Source organism: Tistlia sp. (genome assembly GCF_040905785.1).
Classification (GTDB): Bacteria; Pseudomonadota; Alphaproteobacteria; order Kiloniellales; family DSM-21159; genus Tistlia.
Genome location: NZ_JBBDQW010000055.1, coordinates 21,434 through 28,928, shown reverse-complemented (window position 1 = coordinate 28,928; position 7,495 = coordinate 21,434). Strand labels below are relative to the sequence as shown.

Below are 7,495 nucleotides of genomic sequence, written 5' to 3'. Positions count from 1 at the left end.
TCGACTTGCCGTTGCCGTTGGCGCCGAGCAGGGCGATGCGGTCGTCCATGTCGAGGCGCAGGTCGAGGTCCTTGAGGATCGGCCGGCCCGGCTCGTAGCCGACGGCGCAGCCGTCCATCGCGATGATCGGCGGCGACAGCGCCTCGGGCTTGGGGAAGTCGAAGGCGACCGTCTGGCTCTCGACCACCGAGTTGATCGGCTGCAGCTTCTCCAGCATCTTGATGCGCGACTGCGCCTGACGCGCCTTCGAGGCCTTGTAGCGGAAGCGGTCGACGAAGGCCTGGATGTGCCGCCGCTGGGCCTGGATCTTGGCGTTGCTCGAGGCCTCGTGCTCCAGGCGTTCGCGGCGGGTCCGCTCGAAGGTGTCGTAGTCGCCGCTGTAGAGCGTCAGCTTCTCGGCGTCGATGTGCAGGATCTTGGTCGGCACGCGGTTGAGCAGGCCGCGGTCGTGGCTGACCAGCAGCACGGTCCCCGGATAGGAGACGAGATAGCTCTCCAGCCAGAAGGAGGCTTCCAGGTCGAGGTGGTTGGTCGGCTCGTCGAGCAGTAGCAGGTCGGGCTCGCTGAACAGCAGCGAGGCCAGGGCCACGCGCATCCGCCAGCCCCCGGAGAACTCGTCGAGCGAACGCTGCTGCGCCGCCTCGTCGAAGCCCAGGCCGGCCAGGATCCGCGCCGCGCGCGCCGGCGCGCTGTCGGCGCGGATGATCGTCAGGCGCTCGTGGATCTCGGCGATCCGGTGCGGGTCGGTCGCGGTCTCGGCCTCGGCGAGCAGCTCGGTGCGCTCCCGGTCGGCGGCGAGCACGAAGTCGATCAGCGTCTGGGGGCCGGCCGGCGCTTCCTGCTTCAGCCGGCCGGTGCGGACCCGACCGGCCAGCCGGACGTCGCCGCCGTCGGGGGCGAGCTCGCCGTCGATCAGGCGCAGCAGGGTGGTCTTGCCGGTGCCGTTGCGGCCGACCAGGCCGACGCGCCAGCCCTTGTCGATCGCAGCCGTGGCCCGCTCCAGGAGGACGCGGGGGCCCAGGCGGAAGGTGAGCTCGTTGATATGCAGCATGGCGGCCATCTAGCATGGCTCGCCCGGCCATGCACCTGTGAGCTGACGTCGCGCGTCCTCGCCCATTGCCGCGGCCCGGCGGCATGGCTATAAGGCCGGCGCCTCACCCACAGACACGAACCGCAACGCTCACGCGAGAGGAGCCCAGCGATGGCCGTCCAGCGCACTTTTTCGATCATCAAGCCGGATGCGACCCGGCGCAACATCACCGGCAAGATCATCGACCGGCTGGAGAGCGCCGGCCTGCGCGTCGTCGCGCAGAAGCGCCTCCAGATGACCCGCGAGCAGGCCGAGGGCTTCTATGCCGTCCACAAGGAGCGGCCCTTCTTCAACGACCTGGTCAGCTTCATGATCTCCGGCCCGGTCGTCGTCCAGGTCCTGGAGGGCGAGGAGGCCGTCGCCAAGAACCGCGAGGTCATGGGCGCGACCAACCCGGCCAACGCCGCCGAGGGGACGATCCGCAAGGACTTCGCCGAATCGATCGAGGCCAACTCGGTGCACGGCTCGGACTCCGAGGAGAACGCCGACATCGAGATCCGGTTCTTCTTCGAGAAGGCCGAGATCGTCGGCTGACCGGTCGCAAGGGTCGCCGGAAAGGACGAGGGGCGCCCCTCGGTCGTTCGGGCTGACTTCCCGCCGCTCAGGCCAGGAAGATCAGCATGAGCAGCAGGAGCACCGCGACATGCGCGATGGCGTAGGTCGCGAACTTCACGCTGCCCTTGAAGAACCGCTCGCGCTCCTGCGTCAGCTGGTCGTTGTCGGCCATGGCCATCGGTCCCGTCCCATCCAATCGTCTCGCCGCCTGTGATACGTAAATAGCCTGCCCTCGACAAGGCCCGAGCGGCGGCAAAGCGTGCTGGAGGAGCGGCATGATCGAGATCGACGGCAAGCTGGCGCTCGAGGAATCCGAGATCTCGGTGACCTTCATCCGCGCCGGCGGCCCGGGCGGCCAGAACGTCAACAAGGTCGCGACCGCGGCGCAGCTGCGCTTCGACCTGCGCCACTCGCCCTCGCTGCCGGCCGCGGTCAAGGCGCGCCTGAAGCGCCTGGCCGGCAGCCGCCTGACCCGGGAGGGCGAGATCGTCATCACGGCGCGCAGCCACCGCAGCCAGCTCGACAACCGCCAGGAAGCGGTCGAGCGGCTGGTCGCGCTGATCCGCGAGGCGGCGGTGCCGCCGAAGTTCCGGGTGCCGACCCGGCCGAGCCGCTCGGCCAAGCGCAAGCGCACCGACGCCAAGACCCAGCGCGGCGCCACCAAGCGCCTGCGCAAGGCGCCGAAGGGGGAAGGCTAGCCTTCCGCCGGCACGATGAGCTGGGCGTCGGCCTCGGCGCCGCCGTCGTGCAGGACCCGCTCGCCGTCCAGGCGCGTGCGGCCGGCGGCGACCAGGGCGAGGCAGCGCGGGTAGAGGCGGTGCTCGGCTGCGAGGACGCGCCGGGACAGGGCCTCGGGCGTGTCGCCGGGCAGCACCGGCACGGCGGCCTGGCCGATGATCGGGCCCTGGTCGACCTCGTCGCGCACGAAGTGGACCGTGCAGCCGTGCAGCCTGACCCCCGCCGCGAGCGCGCGGGCGTGGGTGTCGAGGCCCGGGAAGGCGGGCAGCAGCGAGGGATGGATGTTGATCAGCCGGTCGCGCCAGCGCGCCACGAACCAGGGCGTGACGACGCGCATGAAGCCGGCCTGGGCGACCAGGCTGCAGCCGGCCTCCTCCAGGCGCATCGAGACGACCTTCTCGAAGCTGCGGCGATCGGCGAAGTCGCGGTGCGGCACGACGGCGGTCTCGACCCCGGCCGCCGCGGCGCGCGCCAGGCCCTCGACCTCGGCGACGTTCGACAGCACGAGGCCGATCTCGGCCGGGTAGCCGGGCCGGGTCGCGGCCTCGAGCAGCGCCTGCAGGTTGCTGCCGCGCCCGGAGATCATCACGCCGACCCGGGTCCTGCTGGCGCCGCTCCCGCTCACCCGGCGGCTCCGGCCTCGAAGCGTACCGACGGCCCCGCGCCGCGCCGGACGATCCGGCCGATCCGGGTAACGGTCTCGCCGGCCGCGACGAGACGGGCGGCGAGGGCCTCGGCCTCGCGGGCGCCAGCGACGACGCCCATGCCGACGCCGCAGTTGAAGGTGCGGTAGAGGTCTTCCTCGGGTACCCGGCCGGCCTCGGCCAGCCAGTCGAAGACCGGCGCGCGGCGCCAGCAGGCCGGGTCGAGCTCGGCGGCCAGGCCCTCGGGCAGCACGCGCGGCAGGTTCTCCGGCAGTCCGCCGCCGGTGATGTGGGCCAGGGCGTGGACGCCGCCGGCGGCGATCGCGGCCAAGAGCGGGCGCACGTAGATCCGCGTCGGCACCAGCAGGGCCTCGGCCAGCGTGACCTCGGGCTGGAACGGAGCCGGGGCTCGGTAGTTGATCCCGAGATCGGCGACCACGCGCCGGACCAGGGAGAAGCCGTTGGAATGCAGCCCGCTGGATGCCAGAGCCAGCACGACGTCGCCCTCGGCGACGGCCGTGCCGTCGAGCTGGCGGCCGCGCTCGACGGCGCCGACCGAGAAGCCGGCCAGATCGTAGTCGCCGGCCGCGTACATGCCAGGCATCTCGGCGGTCTCGCCGCCGACCAGGGCGCAGCCGGCCTGACGGCAGCCTTCGGCGATGCCGGCGACGATCTCGGCGCCGGCCGCCGGGTCCAGCCTGCCGGTCGCGAAGTAGTCCAGGAAGAACAGCGGCTCCGCGCCCTGCACGACCAGGTCGTTGACGCACATGGCGACCAGGTCGATGCCGACGGTGTCGTGCCGGCCCGCCTCGATCGCGACCTTGAGCTTGGTGCCGACGCCGTCGGTCGTGGCGACCAGCAGCGGGTCGCTGTAGCCGGCGGCGCGCGGGTCGAAGAGGGCGCCGAAGCCGCCGAGCCCGCCGAGGGCGCCGGCGCGCGCCGTCGATTTCGCCAGCGGCTTGATCGCCTCGACCAGCGCATTGCCGGCGTCGATGTCGACGCCGGCATCCTTGTAGGTGCGCGGCACGTCGGGGGGTCCCTCAGTCACGGTCGGCCTGGTCTCCGTCGCTGGTCCGGCGGCGCGGCAGCCGGCCGTCCTGCCCTTGCCCTTTGTGCCCCGGTGACGCCTGCGCTATCACTGGTACAGAGGCCCACCCGGCCCGCGCCACTGCGCGCGGGAGCATAGCGAACCGCAAAGGCGTTGCAATGATCCTGAGGCCGCTTGCCAGGCTTTCCGCCCTCTCCCTGCTGGCGCTGCTCGTGCTGCCGGCGGGCGCCGCGCTGTCGCCCGCGCGCGCCGATCTCTTCACCGTGTCCGACGTGCATCTGGACGCCACCGCGGACAGCGTGACCGCGGCGCGCGACAAGGCGATGGCCGAGGGCCAGGTCGAGGCGGTGCGGGAGTTGTGGGAGCGCCTGGTCGCGCCCGACACCCGGGCGCTGATCCCGCCGCTTTCGGCCGCGGAGCTCAGCGACTACTACGTCCAGAGCATGCGGGTCTCCGGCGAGCAGACCTCGCCTAACCGCTACATCGCCGACCTGACCGTGCAGTTCCGGGCCGACCAGGTCCGCCAGTTCCTGCGCAGCAACAACATCCCCTACGCCGAGACCCAGAGCCGCCCGATCCTGGTCCTGCCGCTCTACGGCGGGGGGGGCTCGGCGACGCTGTGGGCCGGCGACAACCCCTGGCTGGCGGCCTGGCAGCGGTACGGCTCCGATCACCGGCTCGTGCCGGTTGTCGCTCCGCTCGGCGACCTCGAGGACATCGCCTCGGTCGATGCCGGTCTGGCCGAGGCCGGCGATCCCGACGCCTTCTCCCAGATGGCTCGCCGCTACGACGCCGGCGACGTGCTGGTCTCGCGGGCCAGCCTGAGCGGCGACCCCGCGGCTGGCAACGCGACCCTGAGGATCGCCAACCGGCGCTATCCCGGCGGCCAGGGGCCGGCGCAGTCGAGCGAGGAGAGCGTGACGCAGCAGCAGGGCGAGAGCCTGAAGGCCATGCTGGCCCGAGCCGCCGCAGGCCTCACCGACTCCCTCCAGGGCAACTGGCTCGACCAGAACCAGCTGCGCTACGACCAGCAGGCCCAGCTCGAGGCCCTGGTGCCGGTCAACAGCCTCGACGAGCTGGTCGAGGTGCAGCGCCGGCTCGGCCAGCTGGCCGCCGTGCGCGACCACTACACCCTGAGCGTGACGCGCACCGCCGCCGAGATCGGCCTCGTCTACTATGGCGATCCGATGCAGTTGCAGCGCGCCCTGTCGCAGGTCGACCTCGCGCTCGAGCAGATCGGCGTGGCGGCGCCGGGGCAGCCGGCCTGGCAGATCCGCCTGACGCGGGCCGCCCTGCAGATCGACAGCGCCCCGCTGGGCGGCGACGGCAGCCTCGAGACGCTGCCTGGCAGCCAGCTCGACAGCCAGCCCAGCGGCCAACTGGACGGCCAGCCGAGCAGCCAGCCGCAAAGCCCGCCTGGGAGCGGGGCAGCGCCGGCCGCCACCGAGGGCGGCGCGGCCTCGACGGTGCGGCCGCTGACCGACGCGAGCGGCCGACCGGTCCAGGTGCCGGCACAGTAGGCGAAGCGGGCGCGGGCGATCCCTTCCGGGGACGAAGCCAGCAAGGGGCGGGGATCATGACGGCAGAGCGGCAGCTGCGCTATTGGGCGATCGGCCTGGTCGTCTTCGGCCTGTCGCTGTACCTGCTGCGCGACATCCTGATGCCCTTCGTCGCCGGCATGGCGATCGCCTACTTCTTCGACCCTGTCTGCGATCGTCTGGAGCGGGCCGGCCTGTCGCGGGCCTGGGCAACCACGGTCGTGACCGTCGCCTTCGTCATCCTGCTTCTGCTGTTCCTGGGACTGCTGGTGCCGATGCTGGCGGAGCAGGCCGCCAGCCTGGCGTCGCGGATACCGCAGCTCGCCGACCTCCTGCGCGAAGGCCTGCAGGGGTTGCTGGCCCGGGTCGAGCCCCAGGCCGACGGGGCGCTGCTCGAGAAGGTCCGCGACGCGCTCTCCGATCAGCTGGGCCGGCTGACGGAGATCGTCGGAACCCTGCTCGGCGGCCTGCTGACCGGCGGCCTGGCGGTGGTCAACTTCCTGTCGCTGCTGTTCCTGACGCCGATCGTGGCCTTTTTCCTGCTGCGGGACTGGGACCGGATGGTCGCCAAGATCGACGGCTGGCTGCCGCGGCGCCAGGCGCCGACCATCCGCCGCCTCGCCCGCCAGACCGACGACATTCTCTCCGGCTACGTGCGCGGCGTCGGCATGGTCTGCATGATCCTGGGCACCTTCTATGCGGCCGGGCTGACCGCGGTCGGCCTGCCCTCGGGCCTGATCGTCGGGGTGATAGCCGGCCTGCTGTCCTTCATCCCCTATCTCGGCGCGGCGATCGGCCTGCTGCTCAGCGTCGGGCTGGCGCTGCTGCAGTTCGAGGAAGCTTGGCGCGTCGCCGCGGTCGCGGCGATCTTCTTCGTCGGACAGGCCGCCGAGGGCAATTTCCTGACCCCGAAGCTGGTCGGCGACCGGATCCGCCTGCATCCCGTGCTGGTGATCTTCGCCCTGCTCGCCGGCGGCACCCTGTTCGGCTTCACCGGCGTACTGCTGGCGATTCCGGTGGCGGCGGTGATCGGCGTGCTGATCCGCTACAGCCTGTCGGAGTATCTGGCCAGCCCCCTCTACACCTCCGGCGATGCCGCCCGCCCGGGGCCGATGGGCGGCACCGAGCCGGCGATCGAGCGGGACCCCGAGCCAGACCGCGATCCGCCGGTATGAGCGCGCCGGCCCAGCTCGTCCTGACCCTGCCGCAGCGCCCGGCGCTGGGGCGGGCGGACTTCCTCGTCGCGCCCTGCAACGAGACCGCGGTCGCCTGGATCGACCGCTGGCCCGACTGGCCCTCGACGGCCCTGGCGCTGGTCGGCCCGCCGGCCAGCGGCAAGAGCCATCTGGCCGAGGTCTGGCGCGGCGTCAGCGGCGCGCCCGCCTTCGTCGCCGCCGAGCTCGATGGGGATCGGCTCGCCGAGCGGCTCGGCACCGCACGCACCGCGCTGCTCGACGACGCCGCGGCGGTCGCCGGCCGCCCGGCGCTCGAGGAGGGGCTGCTGCACCTCTACAACCTGCTGGCCGAACGGCGCGGCACACTGCTGCTGACGGCCGGGCTCGAGCCGGCGCGCTGGCCCTTGGCGCTTCCGGACCTGGCCTCGCGCCTGGCGACAGCCACGGCGGCGCGTCTCGGGCCGCCCGACGACGAGCTGATGGCCGGCCTGCTGATCAAGCTGTTCGCCGACCGGCAGCTGCGGCCGACGCAGGGCGCAATCACCTACCTGGTGGCGCGCATGGAACGCACCTATGCTGCCGCCCGGCAGCTGGTCGAGGCCTTGGACAGCCGGGCGCTGGCGGCCGGCGGCGGTGTCACCCAGGCGACCGCCCGGGCGGTCCTGGAGAGCCCCACCGACCCCTAGAGGAAGACGAAGGAGACGGCC

At 72.4% G+C, this 7,495-nt stretch carries 9 protein-coding genes; 5 read left to right on the top strand and 4 right to left on the bottom strand.

All coding sequences use genetic code 11. The features are described from left to right. Nucleotides 1-1,051, bottom strand: a 1,051-nt coding sequence (locus WD341_RS13130; RefSeq protein ID WP_368425919.1) for an ABC-F family ATP-binding cassette domain-containing protein, incomplete at its 3' end; no start/stop codon positions are given. 150 nt (nucleotides 1,052-1,201) lie between these two features. On the opposite strand from WD341_RS13130, the gene ndk reads away from it, so the two are divergent. Beyond that, entirely contained in the window at nucleotides 1,202-1,624 is a 423-nt protein-coding gene (ndk, locus tag WD341_RS13125; RefSeq protein WP_368425917.1) for a nucleoside-diphosphate kinase, read from the top strand. 67 nt (nucleotides 1,625-1,691) lie between these two features. Here the strand turns inward: ndk and WD341_RS13120 are convergent, their stop codons facing one another. Further along, nucleotides 1,692-1,817, bottom strand: coding sequence for a hypothetical protein (locus WD341_RS13120; RefSeq protein WP_368425916.1), 126 nt, complete (start codon nucleotides 1,815-1,817; stop codon nucleotides 1,692-1,694). A gap of 103 nt (nucleotides 1,818-1,920) precedes the next feature. On the opposite strand from WD341_RS13120, the gene arfB reads away from it, so the two are divergent. Then, on the top strand, nucleotides 1,921-2,343 hold the full coding sequence (arfB, locus tag WD341_RS13115; protein WP_368425915.1) for an alternative ribosome rescue aminoacyl-tRNA hydrolase ArfB: 423 nt from the start codon (nucleotides 1,921-1,923) through the stop codon (nucleotides 2,341-2,343). Here the strand turns inward: arfB and purN are convergent. Together purN and purM are read right to left on the bottom strand one after the other, a co-directional pair. Then, on the bottom strand, nucleotides 2,340-2,969 hold the full coding sequence (gene purN / locus WD341_RS13110) for a phosphoribosylglycinamide formyltransferase (protein ID WP_368425918.1): 630 nt from the start codon (nucleotides 2,967-2,969) through the stop codon (nucleotides 2,340-2,342). The genes arfB and purN overlap by 4 nt on opposite strands. Nucleotides 2,970-3,004: 35 nt before the next feature. Further along, nucleotides 3,005-4,075, bottom strand: a complete 1,071-nt coding sequence (gene purM, locus WD341_RS13105) for a phosphoribosylformylglycinamidine cyclo-ligase (RefSeq protein WP_368425914.1) — start codon at nucleotides 4,073-4,075, stop codon at nucleotides 3,005-3,007. Nucleotides 4,076-4,233: 158 nt separating this feature from the next. Here purM and WD341_RS13100 point away from each other — a divergent pair, with 158 nt between their 5' ends. The 3 genes from WD341_RS13100 to WD341_RS13090 are packed head-to-tail and all read left to right on the top strand — an operon-like array spanning nucleotide 4,234 to nucleotide 7,474. Continuing rightward, nucleotides 4,234-5,595 carry a DUF2066 domain-containing protein gene (locus WD341_RS13100; RefSeq protein ID WP_368425913.1) on the top strand — a complete coding sequence of 454 codons (1,362 nt, stop codon included), beginning with the start codon at nucleotides 4,234-4,236 and terminating at the stop codon, nucleotides 5,593-5,595. Between the two features lie 56 nt (nucleotides 5,596-5,651). Continuing rightward, nucleotides 5,652-6,788, top strand: a complete 1,137-nt coding sequence (locus WD341_RS13095; RefSeq protein WP_368425912.1) for an AI-2E family transporter — start codon at nucleotides 5,652-5,654, stop codon at nucleotides 6,786-6,788. Continuing rightward, a complete protein-coding gene (locus tag WD341_RS13090) occupies nucleotides 6,785-7,474 on the top strand; it encodes a DnaA/Hda family protein (RefSeq protein ID WP_368425911.1) in 690 nt (229 codons plus the stop codon). Before WD341_RS13095 ends, WD341_RS13090 begins: the two co-directional genes overlap by 4 nt. Nucleotides 7,475-7,495: the final 21 nt, after the last annotated feature.

Excerpts from the sequence above, each read along its gene's own strand:
- ndk (WP_368425917.1), top strand. The coding sequence starts at position 1,202 with ATGGCCGTCCAGCGCACTTTTTCGATCATCAAGCCGGATGCGACCCGG.
- WD341_RS13120 (WP_368425916.1), bottom strand. The coding sequence starts at position 1,817 with ATGGCCGACAACGACCAGCTGACGCAGGAGCGCGAGCGGTTCTTCAAG.
- arfB (WP_368425915.1), top strand. The coding sequence starts at position 1,921 with ATGATCGAGATCGACGGCAAGCTGGCGCTCGAGGAATCCGAGATCTCG.
- purN (WP_368425918.1), bottom strand. The coding sequence starts at position 2,969 with ATGATCTCCGGGCGCGGCAGCAACCTGCAGGCGCTGCTCGAGGCCGCG.
- WD341_RS13100 (WP_368425913.1), top strand. The coding sequence starts at position 4,234 with ATGATCCTGAGGCCGCTTGCCAGGCTTTCCGCCCTCTCCCTGCTGGCG.
- WD341_RS13095 (WP_368425912.1), top strand. The coding sequence starts at position 5,652 with ATGACGGCAGAGCGGCAGCTGCGCTATTGGGCGATCGGCCTGGTCGTC.
- WD341_RS13090 (WP_368425911.1), top strand. The coding sequence starts at position 6,785 with ATGAGCGCGCCGGCCCAGCTCGTCCTGACCCTGCCGCAGCGCCCGGCG.